This is a genomic window from Pseudomonas sp. 300, from assembly GCF_055803035.1.
In genome coordinates, this window is the sequence record NZ_JAVLRV010000002.1 from 1,193,724 (window position 1) to 1,216,469 (window position 22,746).

General features: G+C 58.1%; 30 protein-coding genes and 1 pseudogene. 13 read left to right on the forward strand and 18 right to left on the reverse strand.

The features are described from left to right. Positions 1–13: 13 nt before the first annotated feature. From Q7W83_RS11990 to Q7W83_RS12000, 3 genes are all read right to left on the reverse strand, one after another. Complete coding sequence (locus Q7W83_RS11990) at positions 14–1,303, reverse strand: NAD(P)/FAD-dependent oxidoreductase (protein WP_473656130.1); 1,290 nt, start codon at positions 1,301–1,303, stop codon at positions 14–16. 295 nt (positions 1,304–1,598) lie between these two features. Then, the gene (locus Q7W83_RS11995) at positions 1,599–1,934 is read right to left on the reverse strand and encodes a hypothetical protein (RefSeq protein ID WP_150632839.1); all 336 of its coding nucleotides are present in this window, start codon (positions 1,932–1,934) and stop codon (positions 1,599–1,601) included. A 70-nt stretch (positions 1,935–2,004) separates the two neighbouring features. Then, entirely contained in the window at positions 2,005–2,223 is a 219-nt protein-coding gene (locus Q7W83_RS12000; RefSeq protein ID WP_150636206.1) for a hypothetical protein, read from the reverse strand. Positions 2,224–2,394: 171 nt separating this feature from the next. Between Q7W83_RS12000 and Q7W83_RS12005 the strand changes: the two genes are divergently transcribed. Together Q7W83_RS12005 and osmE are read left to right on the forward strand one after the other, a co-directional pair. Then, positions 2,395–2,634: a hypothetical protein gene (locus Q7W83_RS12005; RefSeq protein WP_008029106.1), complete on the forward strand. Its 240-nt coding sequence runs from the start codon at positions 2,395–2,397 to the stop codon at positions 2,632–2,634. A 14-nt stretch (positions 2,635–2,648) separates the two neighbouring features. Next, positions 2,649–3,005 (forward strand): osmotically-inducible lipoprotein OsmE, encoded by a 357-nt coding sequence (gene osmE / locus Q7W83_RS12010; protein ID WP_150632841.1) that lies wholly within the window; start codon positions 2,649–2,651, stop codon positions 3,003–3,005. 36 nt (positions 3,006–3,041) lie between these two features. On the opposite strand, the gene Q7W83_RS12015 is transcribed toward osmE, so the two are convergent. Then, the gene (locus tag Q7W83_RS12015) at positions 3,042–3,245 is read right to left on the reverse strand and encodes a DUF2188 domain-containing protein (RefSeq protein WP_150632842.1); all 204 of its coding nucleotides are present in this window, start codon (positions 3,243–3,245) and stop codon (positions 3,042–3,044) included. 223 nt (positions 3,246–3,468) lie between these two features. On the opposite strand from Q7W83_RS12015, the gene Q7W83_RS12020 reads away from it, so the two are divergent. Next, positions 3,469–3,831, forward strand: coding sequence for an NUDIX hydrolase (locus tag Q7W83_RS12020; RefSeq protein WP_150632843.1), 363 nt, complete (start codon positions 3,469–3,471; stop codon positions 3,829–3,831). A gap of 12 nt (positions 3,832–3,843) precedes the next feature. Here Q7W83_RS12020 and Q7W83_RS12025 read toward each other — a convergent pair whose 3' ends face one another. The 4 genes from Q7W83_RS12025 to benA all read right to left on the reverse strand — a co-directional run bounded on the left by Q7W83_RS12025 (position 3,844) and on the right by benA (position 7,571). After that, entirely contained in the window at positions 3,844–4,617 is a 774-nt protein-coding gene (locus Q7W83_RS12025; protein ID WP_150632844.1) for a 1,6-dihydroxycyclohexa-2,4-diene-1-carboxylate dehydrogenase, read from the reverse strand. Positions 4,618–4,697: 80 nt separating this feature from the next. Further along, positions 4,698–5,711 (reverse strand): benzoate 1,2-dioxygenase electron transfer component BenC, encoded by a 1,014-nt coding sequence (gene benC / locus Q7W83_RS12030; protein WP_150653250.1) that lies wholly within the window; start codon positions 5,709–5,711, stop codon positions 4,698–4,700. A gap of 10 nt (positions 5,712–5,721) precedes the next feature. After that, on the reverse strand, positions 5,722–6,210 hold the full coding sequence (gene benB, locus Q7W83_RS12035; RefSeq protein ID WP_150632846.1) for a benzoate 1,2-dioxygenase small subunit: 489 nt from the start codon (positions 6,208–6,210) through the stop codon (positions 5,722–5,724). Beyond that, positions 6,207–7,571, reverse strand: coding sequence for a benzoate 1,2-dioxygenase large subunit (gene benA, locus Q7W83_RS12040; protein WP_150632847.1), 1,365 nt, complete (start codon positions 7,569–7,571; stop codon positions 6,207–6,209). The genes benB and benA overlap by 4 nt, the downstream gene beginning before the upstream one ends. A gap of 181 nt (positions 7,572–7,752) precedes the next feature. On the opposite strand from benA, the gene Q7W83_RS12045 reads away from it, so the two are divergent. Genes Q7W83_RS12045 through Q7W83_RS12055 form a run of 3 tightly spaced genes read left to right on the forward strand, consistent with a single transcriptional unit; the run spans position 7,753 to position 10,090 of the window. After that, positions 7,753–8,238 (forward strand): Hcp family type VI secretion system effector, encoded by a 486-nt coding sequence (locus Q7W83_RS12045; RefSeq protein ID WP_150632848.1) that lies wholly within the window; start codon positions 7,753–7,755, stop codon positions 8,236–8,238. Continuing rightward, complete coding sequence (locus Q7W83_RS12050) at positions 8,235–9,707, forward strand: hypothetical protein (protein WP_150632849.1); 1,473 nt, start codon at positions 8,235–8,237, stop codon at positions 9,705–9,707. The genes Q7W83_RS12045 and Q7W83_RS12050 overlap by 4 nt, the downstream gene beginning before the upstream one ends. Further along, positions 9,704–10,090, forward strand: a complete 387-nt coding sequence (locus tag Q7W83_RS12055) for a hypothetical protein (protein ID WP_150632850.1) — start codon at positions 9,704–9,706, stop codon at positions 10,088–10,090. Before Q7W83_RS12050 ends, Q7W83_RS12055 begins: the two co-directional genes overlap by 4 nt. A gap of 88 nt (positions 10,091–10,178) precedes the next feature. On the opposite strand, the gene Q7W83_RS12060 is transcribed toward Q7W83_RS12055, so the two are convergent. From Q7W83_RS12060 to Q7W83_RS12075, 4 genes are all read right to left on the reverse strand, one after another. Further along, entirely contained in the window at positions 10,179–11,138 is a 960-nt protein-coding gene (locus tag Q7W83_RS12060; RefSeq protein WP_150632851.1) for an AraC family transcriptional regulator, read from the reverse strand. Between the two features lie 190 nt (positions 11,139–11,328). Continuing rightward, positions 11,329–12,258, reverse strand: a complete 930-nt coding sequence (gene catA, locus Q7W83_RS12065) for a catechol 1,2-dioxygenase (protein WP_150632852.1) — start codon at positions 12,256–12,258, stop codon at positions 11,329–11,331. Positions 12,259–12,312: 54 nt separating this feature from the next. After that, entirely contained in the window at positions 12,313–12,603 is a 291-nt protein-coding gene (gene catC / locus Q7W83_RS12070; protein WP_008029082.1) for a muconolactone Delta-isomerase, read from the reverse strand. A 10-nt stretch (positions 12,604–12,613) separates the two neighbouring features. Continuing rightward, positions 12,614–13,762 (reverse strand): muconate cycloisomerase family protein, encoded by a 1,149-nt coding sequence (locus Q7W83_RS12075; RefSeq protein ID WP_150636186.1) that lies wholly within the window; start codon positions 13,760–13,762, stop codon positions 12,614–12,616. Positions 13,763–13,886: 124 nt separating this feature from the next. Between Q7W83_RS12075 and Q7W83_RS12080 the strand changes: the two genes are divergently transcribed. Then, a complete protein-coding gene (locus Q7W83_RS12080) occupies positions 13,887–14,783 on the forward strand; it encodes a LysR family transcriptional regulator (protein ID WP_150632854.1) in 897 nt (298 codons plus the stop codon). A gap of 59 nt (positions 14,784–14,842) precedes the next feature. Here Q7W83_RS12080 and Q7W83_RS12085 read toward each other — a convergent pair whose 3' ends face one another. The 3 genes from Q7W83_RS12085 to Q7W83_RS12095 form a co-directional block, all read right to left on the reverse strand. Next, positions 14,843–15,085, reverse strand: coding sequence for a DUF1652 domain-containing protein (locus Q7W83_RS12085; RefSeq protein WP_150632855.1), 243 nt, complete (start codon positions 15,083–15,085; stop codon positions 14,843–14,845). Positions 15,086–15,268: 183 nt separating this feature from the next. Beyond that, a complete protein-coding gene (locus tag Q7W83_RS12090; protein WP_150632856.1) occupies positions 15,269–16,168 on the reverse strand; it encodes a polysaccharide deacetylase family protein in 900 nt (299 codons plus the stop codon). Positions 16,169–16,266: 98 nt separating this feature from the next. Then, positions 16,267–17,157, reverse strand: coding sequence for an ABC transporter substrate-binding protein (locus Q7W83_RS12095; protein ID WP_473657616.1), 891 nt, complete (start codon positions 17,155–17,157; stop codon positions 16,267–16,269). Between the two features lie 281 nt (positions 17,158–17,438). Here Q7W83_RS12095 and Q7W83_RS12100 point away from each other — a divergent pair. The 4 genes and pseudogenes from Q7W83_RS12100 to Q7W83_RS12115 all read left to right on the forward strand — a co-directional run. Further along, positions 17,439–17,903: pseudogene (locus tag Q7W83_RS12100) on the forward strand (ABC transporter ATP-binding protein); the annotation flags it as partial. Positions 17,904–17,983: 80 nt separating this feature from the next. Beyond that, positions 17,984–18,664: an SOS response-associated peptidase gene (locus Q7W83_RS12105; protein ID WP_150636176.1), complete on the forward strand. Its 681-nt coding sequence runs from the start codon at positions 17,984–17,986 to the stop codon at positions 18,662–18,664. 272 nt (positions 18,665–18,936) lie between these two features. Then, a complete protein-coding gene (locus tag Q7W83_RS12110; RefSeq protein WP_150632859.1) occupies positions 18,937–19,209 on the forward strand; it encodes a hypothetical protein in 273 nt (90 codons plus the stop codon). 191 nt (positions 19,210–19,400) lie between these two features. Next, a complete protein-coding gene (locus tag Q7W83_RS12115) occupies positions 19,401–19,628 on the forward strand; it encodes a DUF6555 family protein (RefSeq protein ID WP_150632860.1) in 228 nt (75 codons plus the stop codon). Positions 19,629–19,696: 68 nt separating this feature from the next. Here Q7W83_RS12115 and Q7W83_RS12120 read toward each other — a convergent pair whose 3' ends face one another. The 3 genes from Q7W83_RS12120 to Q7W83_RS12130 all read right to left on the reverse strand — a co-directional run bounded on the left by Q7W83_RS12120 (position 19,697) and on the right by Q7W83_RS12130 (position 20,921). Continuing rightward, entirely contained in the window at positions 19,697–19,846 is a 150-nt protein-coding gene (locus Q7W83_RS12120; RefSeq protein ID WP_191623718.1) for a hypothetical protein, read from the reverse strand. 65 nt (positions 19,847–19,911) lie between these two features. Continuing rightward, a complete protein-coding gene (locus Q7W83_RS12125) occupies positions 19,912–20,223 on the reverse strand; it encodes an AzlD domain-containing protein (RefSeq protein ID WP_462010208.1) in 312 nt (103 codons plus the stop codon). Continuing rightward, a complete protein-coding gene (locus Q7W83_RS12130) occupies positions 20,223–20,921 on the reverse strand; it encodes an AzlC family ABC transporter permease (RefSeq protein WP_473656131.1) in 699 nt (232 codons plus the stop codon). The genes Q7W83_RS12125 and Q7W83_RS12130 overlap by 1 nt, the downstream gene beginning before the upstream one ends. A gap of 379 nt (positions 20,922–21,300) precedes the next feature. On the opposite strand from Q7W83_RS12130, the gene dapA reads away from it, so the two are divergent. Together dapA and Q7W83_RS12140 are read left to right on the forward strand one after the other, a co-directional pair. Then, a complete protein-coding gene (gene dapA, locus Q7W83_RS12135; protein ID WP_150636174.1) occupies positions 21,301–22,176 on the forward strand; it encodes a 4-hydroxy-tetrahydrodipicolinate synthase in 876 nt (291 codons plus the stop codon). Between the two features lie 60 nt (positions 22,177–22,236). Then, positions 22,237–22,638 carry a DUF2784 domain-containing protein gene (locus tag Q7W83_RS12140; protein WP_150636172.1) on the forward strand — a complete coding sequence of 134 codons (402 nt, stop codon included), beginning with the start codon at positions 22,237–22,239 and terminating at the stop codon, positions 22,636–22,638. Positions 22,639–22,746: the final 108 nt, after the last annotated feature.

The window sequence follows — 22,746 nt, forward strand, 5'->3', positions numbered from 1 at the left end:
GAAAATGTGCGGTTCAAAGGCTGTCGCGCAACCGATACCAGGCCTTGCCGATAGCTTCCAGCGGCGCCGCCATGTATTTGCCGCCGGGGAAACGGCTGTTGACCAGGCCCTGATACAAGGCCAGCTCATCTGCCTGACCGAGTATCGCGTCGGACACAGCGCGGGCCCCGGCCAGGGTCGGCAGTACACCGTGGCCAGAATAACCCTGCAGCCAATAGAGATCGCCGCGTCGGCCAATGTCAGGCGTGCGCTTGAGTGTGAGGTCGATATGCCCGCCCCAAGCGAATTCCAGTTCGACGCCCTTGAGCTGGGGAAACACCCGTTGCAGGAACGGCCGGGTCGCGGCAGCAATGTCCTTCGGCATGCCACCCAGGTAGGTGCAGCCACCGCCGAACAGCAAGCGGTTTTCCGGCGTACGACGGAAATAATCGAGGACGAATTGATTGTCGGTGACGCAGACATTGCTCGGCAGCAGCGCGGTCGCCTGCGCCTGAGAAAGCGGCGCGGTGGCGACCTGATAGGTGCCGACCGGCAACACACAACTCGACAGTTGCGGATCGAGCCGATCCAGGTAGGCATTGCAAGCCAGCACCAGCACATCGGCCCGGATGCGCCCGCGCTCAGTGGTGACCACGTACCGGCCACCCTCCTCGCGGTAATTCAGTGCCTTGCTTTGCTCATGAATGCGCCCCCCGGCGCACTCGATAGCCGCCGCCAGGCCGAGCGCCAGTTTCAACGGGTTCAGGTGCCCGCCTTCAGGATCAAACAGACCTGCCTGATAGCGCTCACTGGCGACCCACTGCGGCAACGCTTCACGGGGAATGAATTGCAAACCATCGTGGCCCCATTTGTGGCTCGCTTCGTGTTGCCACTCGGTCAGCAGGCTCACCCGGCGCGGCATCACCGACGTCCAGAGGTGGCCGGGCCGGTAATCACAGTCGAAATCATGTCGGCCGGGCAGCGCGCGCAACTCCTGAGCGGCCCAGCGCATGCTGTCCCACAACCGCCGCGCGCGCTCATAACCCAGCGCGGCCTCCAGCGGCGGCATATCGCACGACCAACCGAGAATGGCCTGACCGCCATTGCGCCCCGACGCGGCCCAGGCCACCCGACTGGCTTCCAGCAGCGTCACGCGCTTGCCCGCCAGCGCCAGTCGCAACGCCGTGTGCAAGCCACTGAAGCCGGCGCCGATGATCAACACTTCGGTGTCCTGCTCGCCCTCCAACGCCACACGATCCACCAGTCGATCTGCGCACGTGTGGGCGTAGTAACTGGCAACGTGGCGTGTGGATTGCTGGAACATGCGGGCCTCATGAAATTTTATTATTTAAATTTCATGAAAAAATACACACTTTATTTCACGCACGCAAGAACCTGCAGGAGCGAGCATGTTCGTTCCTACAGGGATCCAGGTGGTTTCCAGTTCGCGGAAGGCTCCCACGGAGCTCACGGCTCATGTTGATAACGGGATAAGTGATCGCAGGGACAAGTGAAGCGCGGCCCTGGCTGCTGGCGAGCAGACCAGTGAGGTCACCAACATTTGAAATGTGTTTGGCGAAGACGGTCTATCAAATGCCGCCACGACTCGCGGCCAAGCCCTACAAACAATCCCGAACCGCCTGACGCAGTGCGCCTGACTTGGCCCATGGCGGCCCTTGATACAGCGAGACCCGGCTGCCCTCTTTCGATTTCACGATATCCAGAATCTCGTCGGCCGTGATAATGCTCGGCGCCTTGATCCGGTAGCCATTGGAAATCGGCGTTTGAGTCGTATTGGAAATCTGTGTCTGCCACGCCGGCAATACACAGGCGGCATACTCCTTAGGCGCCTTCTCGCTGTATTTGCTGAAATTCGGCTCACCTGGGACCAGTGACGCGGGCAAGGAACAGCCTGCCAGTAGCACCACTACGACTCCTGCAATCAACGTCCGCATGACGCACCCTTATTCGGAAAAAAGGAAATGTAGCGCGCCGTCATACGGACATCCATTCATTGGGTATTTCTCATTGTTTGTCGGTGGTCTGGCCGGGGTCCGGATAGGACCGCTCGTTCAGGTAAGTCATCCACCGCTCATACGCTTCGTGCTGCCATTGAGTCACACGCTCCCATTCCGGGCCGCTGAGCTGATGAGCAGAAATGAGCGTCATCATCTCTGTGGTCGCCGCGTCCAGATCGACGATCAGCTCATGCGCGTGAAACCTGAAGTCATCGGTCGTCGTCATTTGAAGTTGCCTCTCCCCTGCGAAAATTCGCCACATCACTACGACAGCAGATCTGTTCGTTCGCACGCATCTTCCCGACCAAAGGTTATTGCGGGTGTTCGGACGAACAAAACGTCCTGCGTCAGGAATAGAGACTAAAATTTCGTAGCGGACAATGTTCAGGAGGTCGTCATGTGGCTCAACGAATCTGAAAACGAACTTCGACGTGACCTGCAAAGCGTTGCGTCGGATCTGAGATGGTCGGCGGTGGAGCTTCTACGCCTGGCAGATCAATTAAAGCTATCTGGCAATGATGTCGATGCGCAGGCGGTGCTGCGGCTGTGCGACCTGTTCCAGGGCGACGAACAGCGCTTGGCCGGCTACGCCGAAGAAGTCAAAGCCAAGGCCATCAGTCGTAACAAAGCGCACTAAACAGGAGCGCGGTCATGAACAAGCCTCTATTCGCGCTGGTTTTCGGACTGTCAGCGTTAGCGGGCTGCAGCACTGAATCGCGCCTCTATGGCGACCTGCCATTGGTCGCCAAAGTCGAGACGGGAATGAGCAAGGATCAGGTCGAGCAAATCGGCGGACCGCCTCACACCATCACCGAGCGCACGGCGGTGCCCGGCACGTGCTTTGACTACAAGCTGACGAAAGCCGGCCATCAACAGGCGTACAACGTCAGTTTCGATGATCGGGGCAAGGTCGATCACACCAGCTTTATCACCTGCGCGGAATGGAGCCGCCTGCAAACAAAAGCCAGGGAACCTTCCCACAGCTCCGGCGGGGGCGGCGGTTATTGAGAAAAAGCCCCGGAAAAAACCGGGGCTACAAGCGTTTTACTTAAGCGTCGTCTGGTTGCTTGCCGGCCGTTTGGCCCGGGATTTGTAACCGGGAAGCGCCGCGGCAAAGGCCAACGCCTCTTCCCGGCTGGCAAAAGCGCCCAGCCGATCACCTTGGGTGCACACCCGCCATGGGCCGTTGTTCACGCTGAGTACGTCATAACCGTTCATGTGCATCTTATTCAGCATCGGAACGCTCATAAGTTACCTCCATTTTCGGTACTGATTCCAGGATTGACCCTGCCTACCTTACACCCACGTTTCGCCGGGGTGCCGACCAGACGTCGCGACAGGATTCCGTCATTCGATTGCACTTTCAGTCCTTGTGGCACCTCCAACCAGACCAAGAGGTCCGAGTAAACGTGGGCGGCCTGAATATTGCATTTTTATTACCGATTTATGACAACGGGCAATCAGGTAACACATGAAAGTACGCGCAACCGTCATTTGCGAGCAGGACCGGCACATTCTCCTGGTGCGCAAGCCAAGGTCTCGCTGGACGTTGCCCGGCGGAAAGGTCGAGCCTGGCGAAACCACGGCAGGCGCCGCCATGCGCGAGCTTCAGGAAGAGACCGGGCTCGGGATCGACGGCTTGCTGTACCTGATGGAACTGGAAACGGGCGGCACCCGCCATCACGTGTATGAGGCATCGGTGCTCAACTCGTCGGAGGCCCGACCGCAAAATGAAATCTTTGACTGCCTGTGGTTTCCGCTGGACGCGGTACAGAACCTGAACACCAGCGACGCCACGCTCAGAATTGTCAGAGCTTTTCAGCGTCGCCTGTAGCGTTCAACGGTGTCAGCCCTGGTCGCCACCACCCACCGGCATGATCATGCCAGTGATGTAGGACGCTTCGTCACTGGCCAGAAACAGAATGGCGCCTGCCTGCTCATCCAGCGTGCCATAGCGTTTCATCAAACTGCTGTCGAGCGTCTGATCGACGATCTGCTGGTACCACACTTTTTCCTCGGCGCTTTGTTCGGCGCTGTTGCGCGGAATCACCCGCGGCGGCGCTTCAGTGCCACCGGGTGCCGTGGCGTTGACTCGCACGCCACGACCGGCAGTTTCAAACGCCAGGCACGCGGTCAGCGCATTCACCCCGCCCTTCGCCGCACCGTACGGCACACGGTTGATGCTGCGCGTGGCGATGGAGGATACGTTGACGATGGCGCCGCTGCCCTGCTCCAGCATGAACGGCAGCGCGGCATGGCAGCACCATAACGTGGGGAACAGCGAACGACGGACTTCGGCCTCGATCTGGTCGGCTTCGTAATGTTCGAACGGTTTGGCCCAGATCGTCCCGCCGACATTGTTGATGAGGATGTCGAGACGACCGAAGCGCTCGACGGCGGTTTGCATCACGCGGCTGCATTCGCCGTACTGCTCAAGGTCCGCGGTCAGCGCGAGCACCTGGCTGCCCGTCCCCAATTGCTGTTGCACTTCGAACACCAGCTCGGAGCGGTCGACCAGAATCAACCGAGCCCCCTCCTCCGCCATACGTTCGGCAACGCGCCGACCGATGCCTTGGGCGGCACCGGTGATCAACGCAACTTTTTCGTGAAATCTGTTCATACGTGCCTCGAATCGAAAATCGCTCTCGATCTGTAGGAACTGGCAAGCCAGCGCCTACAGAACGGCGTCGCCACACATTTTTATGCCGCGCTGGCGGCGAATTTTTCGTAGTAGAAATTCACCGGCGCAATGCCTTGTTCGCGAATGTACTGGCTGACCGCTTCGACCATGGGTGGCGGGCCGCACAGGTAGACATCGACATCGCCCTCGTTCAAATGTCTGGGCTCGATGTGCTGGGTCACGTAGCCCTTGAGCGGATGCTGACTGTCGGGGCTGGCCACGCAGGCGCTGAAGCTGAAATTCGGGATGCGCGCAGCGAAGGCTTCCAGCCGATCCATTTCCACCAGATCGAAATCGTTGGTCACGCCGTAGATCAGATGCAACGGGTGCTCACTGCCCTGTTCGGCTATTTTTTCCAGCATCGCGGTGAACGGCGCCAGCCCCGTACCGCCGGCCAGCAGCAACAACGGCCGACGGATGTCGCGCAGGTAGAAACTGCCCAGCGGCCCGGCCAGGCTCATGCTGTCGCCAGCCTTGGCCATGCCGGTGAGGAAACTGCTCATCAAGCCACCGGGCACGTTACGAATCAGGAAACTGACCTCACCGTCACGCTGCAACGAGCTGAACGAATAGGCGCGGGTCTGCTCGCTGCCGGGAATCCCGAGGTTCACGTATTGCCCCGGCAGGAACGCCAGTTTGCTCAGTGCCTCACCTTTGATCGACAACGCGATGGTGCTGTCGGACAACTGGCGCACGGCGCTGATGGTGGCCTCAAAACTGGCCTGTTGCGTGCGACAGACCTCCGAGGAAGCCGGCACGCGCACCACACAATCGCTCTGGGCGCGCATCTGACACGTCAGGACAAAACCTTGCTCGGCTTCGTCCGCCGTGAGGGCGTCTTCGATGTACTCCTCACCGAGGTCGTAGCGACCGGCCTCGGCGAAACACTTGCAAGTGCCGCAGGCGCCGTCGCGGCAATCCAGCGGAATGTTGATGCCTTGGCGGTACGCGGCATCGGCCACGGTTTCGCCAACGTTGGCGTCGATGAAACGGGTGACGCCGTCTTCAAAATTGAATGCGATGGAATGAGTCATGACGGCCGCCTCACAGGTGGTAAACATCGATGACCTGGCGAACGTAGTCGTTCTTCAGGATCACTTTCTTGGCCTTGATCAGCGGGTTTTCGCCGCGCACATCCAGGGTGTAGAAACTGCTGCCGAAATAGCTGTCAACGGTCTTGTAGCGGAAGCTCAACGTGTGCCAGTTGAAGCGCACCTTGCAGAGGCCGTCAGCCTGTTCCAGCAGCTCGATGTTGCTGATGTTGTGCGAGGTGCGGGTGTCCGGCACGGTGGCGCTGGAACGCTCGGTCTTGATGCGGAAGACGCGGTCTTCAAGACCGGTGCGGTTGCCGTACCAGATCAGCGAGATTTCCCGCTGCGGATCTTCAGTCAGTTCGTCGTTGTCGTCCCAGGACGGCATCCAGAACGTCGCATCCGGGGCGTACAACTCCAGCCATTCATCCCATTGCCGATCATCGAGGTAGCGCGCTTCGCGGTAGAGAAAATCGCGCACGGTTTCATAGGTGAGGGTCATTGCACGGTCTCCAGGGCAATCAGCTTCGATTGCTCGGCGGCCAGAGCCTTGAGCATGGTCTGCTGCCAGTATTTGTGCTGCAGCACGAACAGGCCTTCGTCCTCGGTGCGCACGCCGCTGAGCAACGGATGCAAGTCGATTTCCTTCGCCGCATCATCGGCACCTTCGACCCAGTGCTCGGCGCCACGGGACATGTCGTTCCAGGCGGTCACGCTGCCCTGATAACCGGTCTGGCAGGAGCGAAACTCTTCCAGATCGTCCGGGGTGGCCATGCCGCTGACGTTGAAGAAATCCTCGTACTGACGAATCCGGCTCGAACGGGCGTGATCGCTTTCGCCTTTGGGGGCGATGCAGTAAATGGTGATTTCCGTGCGGTTGACCGAGATCGGCCGGGCGATGCGGATCTGCGAGCTGAACTGGTCCATCAGGTACACGTTCGGGTACAGGCACAGGTTGCGCGAGTTCTCGATCATCCAGTCGGCGCGGGCCTTGCCGAAGTCCTGGGCCAGTTCATCGCGGCGTTCATACAGCGGGCGATCTTCCGGGTTGGCCCAACGGGTCCAGAGCAACATGTGGCCTTTGTCGAAGGAATAGAAACCGCCGCCCTGCTTGGCCCAGCTGCCGGCACTCATGGTCGGATTGGTGTCGCCGGCCTCGCGCTGTTTGCGCTGGTTCTGGGTGGCGGCGTAGTTCCAGTGCACCGAGCTGACGTGATAGCCGTCGGCGCCGTTTTCGGCCGTGAGTTTCCAGTTGCCTTCGTAGATGTAGCTGGACGAACCGCGCAGCACTTCCAGGCCATCGGCGGACTGGTCGACGATCATGTCGATGATCTTCGCCGACTCGCCCAAGTGCTCAACCAGCGGCACGACATCGGCCTTGAGGCTGCCGAACAGGAAGCCGCGATAGGATTCGAATCGGGCGACTTTGGTCAGGTCGTGGGAGCCTTCGCAATTGAAGCTCGCCGGGTAGCCAGCCGCTGCCGGGTCTTTGACCTTCAACAGTTTGCCGGAGTTGTTGAAGGTCCAGCCGTGGAACGGGCAGGTGTACGAGCTCTTGTTGCCGGATTTGTGTCGGCAGAGCATCGCGCCACGGTGACTGCAGGCATTGATAAAGGCATTGAGCTCACCGTCCTTGTTGCGCGCGATGAAGATCGACTGGCGCCCCATGGTAGTGGTGTAGAAGTCGTTTTTGTTGGGGATCTGGCTTTCGTGCGCCAGGTACAGCCAGTTGCCTTCGAAGATGTGTTCCATCTCGAGATCGAACAGCCGCGGGTCGGTGAACATCTCGCGCTTGCAGCGATAGATTCCTTGTTCTGGATCGTCCTCAAGCAGGGAGTGAAGATATTCGGGTCGCAGGGTCATGGCCGCCGCCTCCATTGTTATTGTTCAGGCAAGGCTCATGCTAGGATGGGGCAATGGGGTGGACTATCCACTGGGTGCAGATCTGTATCCATTTAGTGCAGAACGTATTTTCGGAATCGGACTACATAACTGCTTACAACTTCTGCCATAGACTGCCCGCCTGACTACAAGGAGTGGTTCTATGGCTAATCACGGTTACATGACCATAAATGGAAAAGCTCAAGGATTGATTTCAGCGGGCTGCTCAACCCAGGACTCTATCGGCAACAAATATCAGGCTGCGCACACGAACGAAATCATGGTGCTGTCCTACAGCCACAACATGACCAACGTCGGCAACATCAACAGCGCGACGCACAGCCCGATCATCATCACAAAAGCGGTGGACAAATCATCGCCGCTACTCGCCCAAGCGCTTTCAAACAGAGAGGAAATCAACTGCACGATCAGTTTTTACCGTGTGTCCTCCTTCGGCATACAGGAAAAGTTCTACACCGTGTCGATCAATGGAGGCGTCATTGTCGACCTGACACTTGAAGTCCCTCACGCCATTTTTCAAAACGACGCCGAGCCACAAGAGCAGGTGGCGATTCGTTACCGCGACATCGCGTGGACCCACCATCTGGCTAAAACCGCCGGTTACGGTTCTTGGGGGGAAGAAGGGTGAATTCCAGCCGTCACGACCTTGCGGACGTCAACAGCGTTGCCGGGAAACTGGTCGGGCAAGCCCATACTGTCAGCGCTCGATATCTTGCCCACGGTTCGGCGCGGGTACAGTTCAATCGGGAAGTTGCCTATTACGCGAAGCGTATTGCCGATGATGTCGCGCAAGGAAACAAAACGCCGAAGCAAGGCATACAGGCGCTTCTGCAAGAACAACGCGACCTGCTTATCCAATCGCAAGCCGTCGCGCGAAATGCTCAGGGCGCGATGACCGCACGGCTTAAAAGAACACCGACCTCGACGCTGACTCAGCCAGTATTAAAACCTGACCCTGAACGCTTGTTGCGCTTTGTCCATGCGCAAAACTTAAAGTCGACTACCGCGAATTCGCCCGATGCATTGAAGGCCGCCTCTTCGCCGCATCCGGTGGCGGATTTAAAGTTTTTTCCTCGAGAACGATGGCCAGCGGAAGTCCCGCAAGAAGACCCCGGTTTCTACATCGTTCCCAGAAGCACGACGGCTGACAAACTCGAAGCTCAGCTTTTCACCTCAGCCTCCCCCGCCGTCATCGCAAAATTCAAGGCCCTGAATCCGAATCTGGACCAAGTCAAAGCCGGGACGATGATTGTTCTCAGCGACCCGAACAATCAGCAATGTACTTTTGAAGAAGCGTTGTTGATGCAGGCGGCGGGAAACGTAAACAGAGCCTTGGAGCCTCTCAGTTCAGAAGAAGCCGATTTCATGGCGCGGCACTATGACGAAATAGCCTTCTTTCTTTCCAAGGGTTCACTGGGTGCCAGTTTTGGACTGTCTATGTTCGCGAAGAACCTGGACGACGTGAAGGTCATTCTGCGTGACATCGAGAGTTTGCATACCCGGACCTTTCAAGCCAATGGACACCTGAAGTCCGCCGAGTTCTACGCCGAGCGCAAACGCCTGCTGGCTCAGTTGGATACCCAACTCACCGAACTGACCAAAAAGAGCATTGGCTTTCCGGATCATCCCAATCTGAAAAACGTGTTGGGCATATCGACTAAAAGTCTTGTTCATCGCTGGAGAAAAGCGGGTGCCATTGGACAGATTCCCGGTTATGCCACGCATATTGAGGGCGTTTCTAAAGCAGCGAAGTATGTGAAATATGGCGGTTGGATTGGTACTGCGGTGGGTGGTGGGGCTTCAGTGATCAAAGTTCAGGGTGTTTGTGCGGAAGGGGACGTGGAGGCCTGTGAAAAAGTGAAATTTACTGAAACTGGAAGTTTTTTAGGAGGGCTGTCGGGCGGCATTGTTGCTGGTGCGCTGCTGGGCGGCCCTACTGCCGGCGTTATTTGTGCAGCGCTTGGAGTGCCTACTGGTGGGGTGGGCACCTTTGCATGCGGGTTACTAGTAGTCGGCGCGAGTTCTATGGCAGCAGGGCAAGCTCTAGGAAAGGGCGGAGAAGTTATGGCTGAGAGAATCTACGAGGTCATTAAATGAGCATAAGCACCGCTGACAAAATATTTCTTTGTGTAGGTTTAATCGACTTTGGAGGCATATTCATAATAATTGGTATATCACTTCACCTCGCCTATACAAAAATGGATGTGATGCTGAATCACCTGCAAAACTGCCCGGCGGTTATGATTCGAGCACCGTTCAGAAACGGCGGGCCTTGGGGGAATATGTTTTTACTGGGCGCCATAATGGGCGTAATGACCACTCCTCGGCTCTATCTTCGCGATGGGGGTGCATGTGCTGAGGACCTGAAGAACTTTCCTGTCGACCTTAAACGAAAGCTGATTGTTTTACAGTGGACCGGCTGGGGACTTTTACTCGTAATGTGTGGCCTTGTCGCAGTTTCTGAGCTCGAACTAGTCTGAAAAATCGTTTATGCCTTTTGCAGGTGAATGAGTTTGGACAACCGATTGATTGACTAACTTCGAAAGGTCCCCGAAGACCGTCAGCACTTCAAACCCGCCGCTTCAACGTATCCGACGGCAACTCCCCAAACTGCTTGCGATAATTATCCGAAAATCGTCCCAAATGCAGAAACCCATAATCCATCGCCACCTCAGTGACGTTCCGCACATTGCAGGTGGGATCGATCAGGCATGCATTAATGCGTTCCAGGCGTTTCTGCCGAATGTAGTTTTTCGGCGTAGTGCCGGCGTTGCGTTCGAACAAGCCATACAACGAACGCAGGCTCATCCGCGCCTGGCGCGCCAGTTCTTCGCTGTCGATGTCCTGCTTGAGGTTGCGCGCGATGTAGTCGGCAATCACCTCGAACGTAGCCGTCTGTGAACCGAGGCTAATGCGGCTGACGTTGGTCTGCATCAGGCTGAGCATTTTGCTGACGATGATTTGTGCGTAGTGCTCCTGCACCTTGGGAATTTGCTCGGTGGCTTCGGCTTCCTGGCAAATCATCGCCAGCAGGCCGACAAACCCTTCCAGTTCATTGAGCTGATAACGGTTCTCCAGGAACCGCACGCCCTGCGCCGGATACCGCCAGCGCTGCTCGTTGCAAACCGATTCCAGCAATGACGTCGGGACTTTGAGGATGAATTTTTCGCAATCGTCGGAGTACGTCAGGTCTACCGGATCGTCGGGGTTGATCAGCAGCAACTCGCCGGGGGCAAAATAGTGCTCCTGACCGTGACCGCGCCACAGGCAATTGCCGCGCAGCAGCACTTGCAGGTGATAGATGGTTTCCAGTGCGCCGGAGGTGACGCGAACGCTGCCGCCGTAGCTGATACGGCACAGGTCGAGACTGGCAAATTTGCGGTGATTGAGACTGGCCAGCGGATGCCCGGCTCGGGGCATCAGGATGCAATGATTACCGACATGCTGATTGACGTAGCCCGACACCGCGTAGGGGTCGGCATGGTCGAATACGGAGCTGCGCTGACTCAACAGTTGCGCTTGCATCATCGGGTCACTCTCGTTGTTGTTATAAGTTGCGTCGGGCCATTCTAGGGCACAGCCTGCACCGATGTGTCATCTGAGCGACTAGTGGGAGCGAGCCTGCTCGCGAAAAGGCCATCAGCTTCAACATCAATGTTGACTGACACTCCGCTTTCGCGAGCACGCTGGCTCCCACCAGGTTTGGCTGTCGAGGGGATCAGTCCTCCAGTGCGCGAACCCGCTCGAGGCGCTGCTGCTCTTCAGGCTGGGCAGACGACTGCAAGGTGAAATCGAACTCGATTTCAGCAAAACGCCCGCTCACACCATAAGCCGCCGCACGCGTCTGATCATCGCTGAAAGTGATTTTCGCGATCAGCTCGTCACGGGTGGCGTAGGCGAAATCGTCGTGCAGGTATTGGTCGCCATCAAGGTTGATCTGGGTGGTCAGGTGGCGATGATCCGGCGCCGAAATGAAGAAGTGCACGTGCGCCGGGCGCTGGCCGTGACGGCCCAGTTGATCGAGCAGTTGTTGGGTCGGACCGTCCGGTGGGCAGCCGTAGCCCGACGGCACGATGCTGCGGAAGCGGTAGCGACCTTCGGCGTCGGTGACGATACGGCGACGCAGGTTGAATTCCGATTGGGTGGTATCGAAGTACGAATAAGTGCCGCCGGTATTGGCGTGCCAGACATCCACAATCGCGCCGGCCAACGGTTCGCCCGCGGTGTTGAACACGCGGCCCTGCATGAACAGCGTCACACCCGGGTCGACGCCATCATCCAGACGCGCTTCGCCCTGGGACAACGGTGCACCCGCCACGTACAGCGGCCCTTCGATAGTCCGCGGCGTGCCGCCAGCCTTGCCGGCCTGCTCGTCTTCGGCGTCCATCAGCAGGTCCAGGTAATGTTCCAGACCGAGCCCGGCCACCACCAGACCCGCTTCCTGACGCGCACCCAGCACGTTGAGGTAGTTGACGGCTTTCCAGAACTCTTCCGGGGTCACGGCGAGGTCTTCGATGATGTTCACCGAGTCACGCAGGATGCGGTAGACCAGGGCTTTGGTGCGTGGATCGCCGGCGTCGTTGTGCAGGCCGCTGGCCTCTTCGAGAAACTTCTGGGCGCTGGCAGTGTGGGAAATTTTTACGTTCATTTTCTGGGTTCCTCATCTTGTAATTATTAGCGTGGCGAACTGAACAGGCTGGGTTCAGCGGTCATCCTCGCGGATGGACGAAGGATGCCGGCACATCGCGGTGACTTCGATCGCCATGTACGGATACAACGGCAATTGCATGAGCAGGTCGTGCAGTTCCTGGACGCTGTCGACATCGAACACGCTGTAATTGGCGTAGAGCCCGGCGATGCGCCACAAGTGACGCCACTTGCCTTGATCCTGCAGGCGCTGGGCCAGGGCTTTTTCGTCGGCCTTGAGCTGCGCGGCGCGTTCGGGGTTCATGTCGACCGGCAAATTCACGGTCATCTTTACGTGGAACAGCATAATGCTCTCCTCAGGCTGAATGAATGGCAGTGGATGTCTTGTCGCGACGGAAAAACGCCAGGCGTTCTTCATCCAGGGTCACGCCCAGACCCGGTGTTTTCGGTACATGCAGCTCGAAATCGCGATAAACCAGCGGTTCGCTGAGAATGTCTTCGGTCAGCAGCAGCGGGCCGAACAACTCGGTGTCCCACGCCAGTTTGTTCAGGGTGATAAAGGCATGGGCCGACGCCATGGTGCCCAGGCCACCTTCAAGCATGGTGCCGCCATACAGGGCGATGCCGGCTGCTTCGGCGATTGCGGCGGTTCGCAGAACGGCGCGCGGGCCGCCGTTCTTGGCGATCTTCAGGGCAAACACCGACGCCGCGCCTTCACGGGCGAGGTTGAATGCATCTTCCACGCACTCGATGGATTCATCGGCCATGATCGGCGCCGGGCTCACGGCGTTGAGCCGCGCCATGCCCGAGCGGTTATTGCGCGAGATTGGTTGCTCGATCAGGTCGATGCCGTTGCTGCCGAGAATCCGGCAGGCGCGCAATGCGACGGCTTCGTCCCAGGCCTGATTGACGTCGACCCGCACGCTGGCGCGATCGCCGAGGGCTTTCTTGATCGCGATGACGTGGGCCAGATCGCGGTTGACTTCGCCGGCACCGATTTTCAGTTTGAAAATGCGGTGGCGGCGCAGGTCGAGCATTTTTTCCGCTTCGGCAATGTCCTTGTCGGTGTCACCGCTGGCCAGGGTCCAGGCCACTGGCAGCGCATCCCGAACCCGGCCGCCGAGCAGTTCGCTGACCGGCAGGCCAAGGCGTTTGCCCTGGGCATCGAGCAACGCGGTTTCGATACCTGACTTGGCGAAGGTGTTGCCGCGGATACTGCGCTCCAGGCGCAACATTGCAGCGTTGACGTTGGCGCTGTCCTGACCGAGCAGCAGCGGCGCGAAGTGTCTGTCGATGTTGGTCTTGATGCTGTCCGGGCTTTCATTGCCATACGCCAGGCCACCGATGGTGGTGGATTCGCCAATGCCTTCAATGCCATCGGCGCAGCGAACGCGAATGATCACCAGCGTCTGGTTCTGCATAGTGTGCATCGCCAGCTTGTGCGGGCGGATGGTCGGCAGATCGACGATGATCGTCTCGATCGATTCAATGGCAGTTGCAAGCATGGCGATACCCGTCAGGTTCTTAAAGTTCTGGAACTGATTCTGGTACGGCTTTTTTCGGGAAGCCAATATAGAATTGGTCTGACTTCATACCTTTAAGGTATGCAAACTGCTTTGCGGAGGCCTCATGGAACTGCGTCACCTGCGGTATTTTCAGGTGTTGGCTCAACACCTCAACTTCACCCGCGCCGCCGAATTGCTGCACATCGCCCAACCGCCGCTGAGCCGACAGATTCAGCAACTTGAAGATGAACTCGGGGTGCTGTTGCTGGAACGCGGGCGGCCGCTCAAGCTGACCGATGCCGGGCGGTTTTTCCATGAGCACAGCACGGCCCTGCTCGAGCAACTGGGCAAGGTCTGCGACAACACGCGACGCATCGGGCTGGGTGAAAAAACCTGGTTGGGCATCGGTTTTGCGCCGTCGACCCTTTACGGTGTGCTCCCGGAACTGATTCGCCGTTTGCGCAGCGGCGAACCTCTGGAGCTTGAGCTGGGGCTCTCGGAAATGACCACGCTGCAACAGGTGCAGGCGCTCAAGGCCGGACGGATCGATATCGGTTTTGGCCGCATCCGCATCGACGACCCGGCCATCATTCAGACGGTGTTGACCGAAGACCGGCTGGTCGCCGCCCTGCCCGCTGGTCACCCCTTGCTGGGCGGGCCGATCAGCCTTCGCGAACTGGCGAACGAGCCTTTTGTGTTGTATCCCGGCAACCCGCGCCCGAGCTACGCCGATCATGTGATCGCGTTGTTCGAATCCTATGGAGTGAGCATCCATGTGGCGCAATGGACCAACGAGCTGCAAACGGCGATTGGCCTGGTAGGTGCAGGAATCGGGGTCACCCTGGTACCGGCCTCGGTGCAATTACTGCACCGCGACGACATCGGTTTCACGGCACTGCTGGAAGATAATGCGACCTCGCCGATTATTCTCAGCAGGCGAGTGGGCGATGTCTCGCCAGGGTTGAATCATTGTTTGCAGATGATTGATGAATTACTGCCGCAACCGCTGACCTCTGTGTAGGCGTGCGCGAGATCGCCATCGCCAGCAAGCCGATTCCTGCTGGATTTTGCGGTTATTCGTCAGCCGGCAAACGCCCGGCGACCGGCGCGCATTTCGGTACGCAATTCGCCGATCAGGTTGGAGATGGCACGGACGCTGGTCAGTTGCGCGGGTGACACGCCGGTGATCAGCAGATCAATCCTGCCGGTGGAGCGCTCGAAAACCTTGATCCTTAGCGACCCGTCCGGGTTCACCGTGCAGGCGCAGGAAAGCGGCTGGAAACCGGATTCCATAATGCGGCAAAGTTCTGGAACTGAAACCATGAATGGGCGCTTCCGTGACGGTTGATCGGATTCGACCCATTGAGGATAGCTACGCTTTTGCGGTTCTGCGCCAGCGAACATGAGGGGAAGTGTTATCTGTGTCCCAATTCAGAGATCACACACTGATGCTTTTTGTCATCACTCCACTGGCGGGCCAAGCGCCCGCGAGCCGGGTGTTTTTAATCACTTCGCATCCGCTCCCCATATCCAGTTCCAGATCCCCGGTAATGTCACCGGTTGCGAACTGTCGCGAACAGTGCGCGCCATCGCCGCCCTCTGCAGTTCGGCCTGATCATCGTAAAACGGCTTCTGCGCCGTTTTCACGCCAGTGGCCTGCGCACTGTCGAGCAGAATTTGCAGGTACTCCCGGGCATGCCGGGCGGTGTAGCGATTGAGATCGTGGAAGGTCACAACCACCGGAATCACCCCATCCACCGTCGGCAGCTCCCCCAAGGCAATACGCTCGCGGACTTCCGATAACTGGCGCAGCATGTTGGCCCGGCGGCGGGGGCTGGCGTTGAAGCCCCAAATCTTGCCGTCGTTGGCGCTCAGGTCGGTCAGCAGCACATGCATGCCGTGTTTTTGATAAGCGGCGAAGACCCGTTTGTCGTAGTTCCAGAAGGGTGGACGTACGAGGGTCGGTGGCGCACCGGTGATCGTGGCGATATCGGCACTGCCTTTGGTCAGCGACTGCTCCAGCTCTTCCGGGCTCAGTGAGCGGTGATTGGTGTGCCAGTGGGTGCCGGTGTGGAAACCCAGAATCTGCCCGTCCGCGTGCTCACGGCGCATGACCTCGCGGCCGATCTCGCTGTCGCCCGCCCGTGGCGCGCCGGTCTGCACAAAGAACACCGCTTTGAGGTTCGGTTGCACCGGATTGATGGCGAGGCTGTCGAGAATCGTCATCGTCGGATTCCAGAAACTCGACGCACTGGGCCCATCGTCAAAAGTCAGCAGGAAGCGGATCGGAGGTTGCGCGCGCAGACGCTGTTCGGTCTGCGGCGTCATTTCGATTGGAGAAGCAATGCAACCCGCCAGCCCGAGAGCGACGGCCATTGCACAGAGAACCTTGAACAACTGTTTCATGATTTGCCTTGGCCAGACCGTTGCGCCCGCACATGGCTGCGGGCGCAGGTTGGATAAGGTACACAGTGTTTGGTTCCGACGCTGCACGGCGTCGTCGGTTACTGGTTAAAAGCCTGCTGGAACGAGGTGTCGATAATCGGTGCGGTCGCCAATTCAGCCGGCAGCGCCTTGACCTTGAACAGGAAATCCGCCGTGCTTTGCAGGTCTTTCGCGGCCTGTGCATCCACCGGCCCCACGGTCATGTGGGCCTGGCGCAACCAGTGACGCGAAACGTTTTGATCGAGATTGGCCTTCTTCGCCCACAGATCGGCATATTCGTCGCTGTGGTTGTCGACCCAGGCCCGCGCCTTTTTCAGGCGGACCAGGAAGTCGGCGATGGCTTCGCGCTTGCTGTCGATCGACGGTGTCGAGGCAGCGATGGCACTGAGGCCTGGCATGAGGTTCTTGGCGGTGAGAATCGGTCGCGCACCAGAGAACAGAATCTGTTGGGAAATGTACGGTTCCCACACCGGAAACGCATCGATGCTGCCCTGAGGCAGCGCGGCGGCGGCATCAATCGGCATCAGTTTGATGAAGTCGACGTAGTCTTCCGGCAGGTCGGCTTTTTCCAGAGCGCGCAGGGTCAGTTGCTGACTCCAGGCGCCAGGCCAGTACGCGACTTTCTTACCCTTGAGATCGGAGATGGTTTTGACCGGTGAATCCTTGGGCACCAGCAACGCAATGGTTTCCGGGTTCTGCCGCGAGACGCCGATCAGTTTTACCGGTGCCTGTTTGGCGGCGAGGAACAGGAAGCCTGAATCGCCGAGAAAGCCCAGGTCCAGTGCACCGGTGTTCAGCGCTTCGGCCAATGGCGCGGCGGCCTGGAAATGCTTCCAGTCGACGGTATACGGCGCCCCCTCCAGCACACCTGAAGCCTCCACCGAGGCACGCACGTTGTAGTAGTTCTGATCACCGACGTGCAGGACAACGGGCTCGGCGGCGTAGGCCATTGGTGCAGCAAACACAGCGCTGGTCAGCAAACTGCGAACAAATTCGGACAGGTTCATCGGGGGCTCCTTGAGAGTGAATGTCATAGACCATAACGCTCTTACAAGATGCTTTTTAAATTCGATTTACGCATAAGCTCATGACTGTCCGCCAACACTGTTCAGCCAACAACAGTGAGTCGACAGACTGTTTTCACTGCAACACCCATCTGCAACGTCTTTGGCATGGAAACCTTTAAAACACGTGATCTCCACGACATGGCACAGAGCCTGCGATATTCCCGGCGTTCGTGTTTCAGGAGCCTCGATTGATGCCCTGGCTGACCGTCGAGCAATACATCGGTTTCAGCGCCGACAACCGCTACGACAAGGCCTGGGTCGCACAACTGATCGATGAAGTCGGCCTCACCGGGTTCGCCCAAGCCTTGCCCAAGGCGCTCTCCGGCGGCATGGCGCAGCGGGTCGCCATCGCTTGCGGCCTCTACTCGCGACCCGACGTGCTGTTGCTCGACGAACCTTTTAGCGCGGTGGACGCGTTCACCCGGATGAAACTGCAGGACCTGTTGCTGCAACTGGCCGAGCGTCACGCCATCGCCCTGCTGCTGGTGACCCATGATGTCGATGAAGCGCTGTACCTCAGCAATTGCGTCCTGGTCATGGACAATCGCCCCAGCAGCATTCGCCAGGAACTGGCGGCACAACTGAAGGCCTTGTCGTTGAACGAGTTGCAACGGGCGCATGTCATTTGAATCACCCCAAACGATCCGTAGGGGGCGGCTCCTACAGGCGAAGCGTCTAAGCTGAAGGCTTCAGCCAGAGGATTCAGTCGATGTGCGGAAGACTCTCGCAATACCGGGGCATTCATGACTTCGTGGCGGTGCTGAGTATTCCCGACGCACTGATCAACCATGTTGGCGATGAACCCTTGGCTCGATACAACGCCGCGCCGACGAATCAACTCGCGTTGTTTCATCGGGAAAGCAATGGGCTCCGGGCCGACAAGGTGCGCTGGGGATGGCGGCCGCACTGGGCGAAGGACCGGGCGGCGCCGATCAATGCACGCGTGGAAAAAGTCGCACACGGCCCGTTCTTCCGCGCCATCTGGCCGCACCGTGCGATTGTGCCGATCGATAACTGGTTCGAATGGGTCGATGCCCCAGACGCAACGAGACAGCCTTGGCTCATCCGTCGGCAGGACCGCGCACCGATTTTCTGTGCGGCGATTGGCCGGTTCCCCACAGACAGCGAGGCAGCAAGAGACGGCGACGGCTTCGTGATTATCACCGCGGACAGCGCCGGCGGCATGCTCGACATTCATGACCGGCGGCCGGTGGTGTTATCGCCGGAACTGGCGCGGGAATGGCTCGACCCCGCCACCCCCATGGAGCGCGCCGAACAAATGGCCTTGTTTCAGGGGGAAAGCAGCGAAGCGTTCGAGTGGTACAAAGTCAGCAGAGCGGTAGGTAACGTGAGGAATCAAGACGCGTCGTTGATTGATGAGAGTGCGTGAACTATCAATACCGACAGCAGCGCGAGCGTTAATGATAGTCATTAATGCAAACCCATAACTCAAACGTTACACAGACTGTTTCACTCAAGAAACACTTGTTGATAGGGGGTGCTTGGCAGTGTCAACCGCTTGTCCGACATCTCTATCGTCGTACATACATTTACAATCACTACGGATAGCATGCGCGCCGCATTTCCATTGGTATCGCCCAGTTGACCAAATAGTCAACAAATAAGGAAATCCCTACTACTACAAGCCTTACAGAGAATTAAATGCGCGACGATTTTACAATCAATCAAGTCGTTGGTCTGGAGTGCGTTTATCTTTCGACGACAGAACACTATCGGCTGGACTGTTTTATCGAGCAGTACATAAAGACCCGTAACCTGCGATCAGTTCCGGGGATAGACGGCACCTTGCGTTTAACGCTCAAACACTATCCGGGCAAGCCGCCGGTCATGGTCAACGAAGTGAACGCATGGATCGACAAAACCCTCGGTTATCGGGCGTTGCACCCAGATGTATTGCAACTGGACGACGTTTGAAACGACGCAGGGAACCCGTTTGGCATAAGAACTGAACGAACCCGTCGTCGAACGACTCTGATCAGCTGAGGCTCGCTGAGCCTCATCCTTTTTCAGCCTTGTCATTTCTGCACGAACTCGCACCGCAGATCTCTCTGAATGTCCTGTTCTACGACTAAGCCAAATGACTTGGCTGGCTTCACGAGAAATACATGAGCGAACTCGTTCCTTATGCAGTGCATTACTTGTTCGACGGCGTGCGACAACACTTTTTCAAACTGGCCGTACATTTTACCGATGTCGAAGCGATTCATTCGGCGTCCGCGCATGCTTACCCGAAATCCGGCCGTAAGATCGCCGAACACGCCACCCTGGAAGCGGCACGGCTCAAAGCACAGCAACTGGGCATTACCCAGGTTCGCTGGAACGTGTCGATCTGATTGACTGGCAAAAAATAGCCCCGCTCATTGCGGGGCTTGTTGTATGCGCAGTTCTATCAGGGCTCCGACTAAAATTTTTTATCCAGATCTGACAGTTCCTTCCCATCGTCGGGGTGCTTCCAGTCAGGCGTCGAACGCTTCTGTTGCTCGATCTCTTCTTCCGTCGGTTCATCCATGTCTTCTTCATCCGGATCAGGACGCTTTTGTTCAGTGGCCATGCTCACCTCTCTTCCTAAGGGATCAGTCATCAACTTTAAGCGTAGAACAGTTTCGGGGCCCCGGCTCAGAGCCACCAGCGCAGCAAAAAGAAAAACCCCATGCTCAACAACATACTGAGCAGGGTGTTGCGGGTGTACAGCACCAGCCCCACCGCCACCAGCGAGCTGATCAGGTACGGGTTGTCCCATTGCAGGTTCAGTTGCTTGTCCGGCATGAACACGATCGGGCCGCAGATCGCGGTCAACATGCCCGGCACTGCAAAACCAAGGAATTGCCGGGCATTGCTGCTCAGGCGCAGTGGCAGCCGTGGCTCGAGAAATACATAACGGTTGAGGAACACCAGAACCCCCATACCGACAATCACTGCCCAGACCATCATGTGCGCCCACCGTAGAATTTGTTGCAGATGAAGCCCGCGGTCATGCCCGCCAGCCCCGACAGCACCAGTGCCGAGCCCCATTGCCAGTAGCTGAACAACACCGAGCAAAACAGCGAAACCGCCACACAGACCACCGTCGGTACGTTGCGCACCACCGGGGTGATCAGGGCAATGAAGGTTGCGGCGATGGAGAAATCCAGGCCCAGATGTTCCAGCCCCGGAATGCTGCTGCCGAGCACAATGCCGGCAAGGGTAAAGAGGTTCCAGGCGATGTAAAACGTCAGGCCGACGCCCAGTGCGTACCAGCGGTTGAACTGCTGTTTGTCATGCTGGCTGGTCAGGGCAAACAGCTCGTCGGTGAGCAAAAAGCCCAACCCTGCACGCCAGCGACCTGGCAGCGGCGAAATCACCGAGCGCAGGCTCATGCCATAGAGCAAATGCTGCGACGTCAGCAGTAACGTGGTCAGCAGAATCGAAAAGATCCCGGCACCGCCCTTGAGCATGCCGATGGCCACCAGTTGCGCCGCCCCGGCAAATACGATGCTCGACAATCCCTGGCCTTGCAGCGGCGTGAGGTTGGCTTCGATGGCCATGGAGCCGGCCAGCAATCCCCACGGCGCGGTCGCCAGGGACAATGGCATGATTGCCGCGGCGCCGCGAAGAAAGGCACTGCGCGGCATGAGTGAGTGAGTCATAACGCTCTACGAACAGGAAAAGACGCCTGACTGTGCCAGCAGTCGCGCCCGATGGCTTGAACAATCTTGCGCACTTGTGCCGTTTTTCGTGATTGACAAAAGGCCCGCCGACTTTTAAAACTGAGCGCCTCATTTAGGGTGTAAGCAAACATGTCCGCAACCTTCAACCTCAACATTGACGTCATTGGCTTGATTGCCAAGGCGCAAGGTTGCGTTGCGCACGCCCTCAAATCGAAGAAACAGTCGCTCATGTGACCGGGGCGCGCTGTCCCGTCAGATGAGCTGACAGGACATTGAGCGCGACGGGCACCCTCCCCCTGCTTACTTCCTTCTACGCTGCTGACGGTGACTAAATCGGTCAACTTTCAGGAGTAAGTGCATGTCATCGTTTCAAGGTATCTGGGTTCCGCTCGTGACGCCGTTTCAACACGGAGCAATCGATTTCGTCGGGTTGCGCCGGCTCGTCAGCCATCTGCTGGAAAAAGGCGTCGATGGCCTGGTGGTGTGCGGCACTACCGCTGAAGCGGCGGCGCTGAGTAAACATGAACAATTGGCAGTGTTGGATGCCGTGCTGGAGTCAGTGCCTGCAGATCGGGTGGTCATGGGGCTGGCCGGTAATAACCTGACGGAACTGCTGCAATGGCAGAGCGAAATCCTCAAGCGGCCACTGGCCGGGTTGCTGGTGCCGCCGCCGTATTATATCCGCCCGTCCCAAGCAGGCCTTGAAGCGTTTTTCAAAACGGTTGCCGATGCGTCCACGGTGCCGATCATTCTGTACGACATCCCGTATCGCACCGGCATCGCCTTCGAACAGGCAACGTTGCTCAACATTGTCGCCCACGAGCGAATCGTCGCGATCAAGGATTGCGGCGGCAATCAAGCCAACACCCTGGCGCTGCTGAACAGCGGCAAGGTCGACGTGTTGTGCGGCGAAGACAATCAGATTTTCAGCGCCCTGTGCCTCGGCGCCAAAGGGGCGATTGCCGCCTCGGCCCATGTGCATCCAGAGTTGTTCGTGGCGCTGTATCAACAGATCCGCGACCAGCGGTTGGCGGAAGGCCGGACCACGTTTTTCCGGTTGCTGCCGTTGATTCACAGCCTGTTCATCGAACCCAATCCAGCCCCGGTGAAAACCGCACTGGCCCTCGAAGGCTTGATCGGCGACGAACTGCGCGCGCCGATGCAACGCAGCAGCGAGGCCATGGTGCTGCGTTTGAAGGCCGTGCTCGCCGGGCTTGGCAGCAACAATCGATAGAGTGACGACGCCCCGCCCGAGTAACATGGAGCGATTCGCATCACGCGTCAGGGAGTCGACATGCTTTACCGAATTGCCGCCGATGGGCTGGTGCTGTTTCACCTGTTGTTCATTCTGTTCGTGCTGTTCGGCGGGTTGCTGGTGCTCAAATGGCGCCACCTGGCCTGGTGGCACCTGCCGGCCGCCGCGTGGGGGGTTGCGGTCGAGGTGTTCCACCTGACCTGCCCGCTGACACAGTGGGAAAACCTCATGCGCAACGCGGCCGGGCAAGTCGGCTATGGCGGTGGTTTCATCGAACATTATGTGTGGCCGGTGATTTACCCGGCCGGGTTGACCCCGAGTATCCAGTTGGGGCTCGGCGGCGTGGTGTTGCTGATCAACATGTTGGTCTACGTGCGGGTGTTCCGGCAGCGCAAGTCACGCCGGACTTCCACCCTTTCAAACTCCACACGATCCCTGTAAGCGGTCTTGAATTCAATGCAATGTCCAAGGGACTCATCGCCGGCAAGCCAGTTCCTGTAAGGTTCTCGTCGTTCCGGACATTTGTTTCCAGGCCGTTCGCTCGAGGAT